Annotated in this window: 1 protein-coding gene and 1 pseudogene; both read left to right on the top strand. The window is 42.2% G+C overall.

Annotated elements, in window-relative coordinates; genetic code table 11:
• Nucleotides 1–210, top strand: a pseudogene (locus tag F6K53_RS41825) (SAM-dependent DNA methyltransferase); the annotation flags it as partial.
• Between the two features lie 913 nt (nucleotides 211–1,123).
• Nucleotides 1,124–1,423, top strand: a complete 300-nt coding sequence (locus tag F6K53_RS41820; RefSeq protein ID WP_293086324.1) for a hypothetical protein — start codon at nucleotides 1,124–1,126, stop codon at nucleotides 1,421–1,423.
• The last annotated feature ends 97 nt before the right edge of the window (nucleotides 1,424–1,520 follow it).

Raw genomic sequence — 1,520 nt, 5'->3', positions numbered from 1 at the left:
CTCTACCCCAAGCCAGATTTGGAAAACGCCATAAACCAAAATCCCAACTTGGACAAATTGCTGATAGAAGCGCTTAACCAGATTACTGGGAAAGCTATGGTTGCTGAAGGGAGAGTTTATGGTGGAGGGATGTATAAATTAGAACCGAAGGAACTGGCTAATGTACCAGCATTTGAGCTGCAGGGGTTGCTATCAAAAGGCTCTAAGTAAGGGGAGCACTCGGAGAATTGGTAGTGATGCAGCGCCGCCAAAGGGGAGCCAGTGCGGTCTTGGGGTCCCTCCCATGAGCAACTGGCGTGGTTTACCCCATTCGCGACGCCATCAAGACAAAGAGTTCAAAATTCATAAGCAAAAATACTTATCCTATGAATTTTATATCCAGTAGGCATTTGACAATAAGATGGGTTTACCCTGGGGTTTGACAAGCTAATATTTATCCCCAGATAAGTGGGGACAATTCGATTTAAAGATTAGTTTGATGTTGAAGCGATCGCCTGTCAATAGGAATCAACTTTCTGTAAGTGTAAATTTTTGTAACACAATTCACGATTTTTGCGGAAAAGCTAGTAAATAGGAAGTATCATAGATCGTGAAGGTGGTTTTAAAAAATTTCTTCTGAAAATTACTTGACATAATAAAATACTTCGAGATACGATTCATATATCTCGAAGCTATTCGCATGACATATTTTTTTGAATCTGATTGAATCTAACCATAGACTCATTCTGATTCGCAGCGATTGGTAATGCTCCTAATCTGGAAATGGTCGATGTAAGAGGTATTTAAACTAAGCTAGTGAATCACACCACTGACTCGTCTACCCTTGTGGAAGGCTAGGCAAACACAACCATCGGTGAGACTATCGCCATTACCGGCTACTGATTATAGGAACCAGGGAAGTGGAGAAGCATTTTAGCCTTCAATGAAGGTAGTCATTGGTAGCTCTACCACAGTGTATCTGTGTGATTTGCTGTATTTTGCATCGTTGCCATGTAGGTGGAGTAGTGCGAGATTTTAATACTAGAAAGACTCAGCCAGACTCAGTTTCGCAGGCCGGTTCTGGCTGCTGTCCTTCTAACAACTAACAACATTAACACGGCTCTTAAAGAGCTTATAATAGCCCATGGTAGCATATCAAAATCCCGATTTCAATGTGGAAGTTAGCCAGGTTGTTGCTACATCAACAGGTGCATCAACTCCCGATATACCTCCTGGCGAGCTAACTATCCCCGTGGAGATTAGCCAGGTTGTTGCTACTGAAGGTGTTCCATCAACTCTCCCTACACCTTCAGGTAATGCCGGGCTACCTACCCCCCTGAAGGAAGGTGCAATAGCGGTTGGCATAATTTTTGCCTTAGCCGTGTTATTAAAAACAACTATCGAAGCGATAACCAAGTTAGTTAAAGAGGCAAAAGATGATTGATCACTCGATAGCCTAAATTGATCAATTTGGGTTATCCTCGTTAATTCCCTTTAATCCCCAGATAGTTGTTGAGACTATCTGGGAAATGGTTTTGGTA

Origin of the sequence: Moorena sp. SIO4A1 (assembly GCF_010672065.1) — a bacterium.
Classification (GTDB): Bacteria; Cyanobacteriota; Cyanobacteriia; order Cyanobacteriales; family Coleofasciculaceae; genus Moorena.
The sequence above is the reverse complement of the archived record's forward strand: the minus strand, read 5'-3'. Positions and strand labels throughout refer to the sequence as shown.

Excerpts from the sequence above, each read along its gene's own strand:
- F6K53_RS41820 (WP_293086324.1), top strand. The coding sequence starts at position 1,124 with ATGGTAGCATATCAAAATCCCGATTTCAATGTGGAAGTTAGCCAGGTT.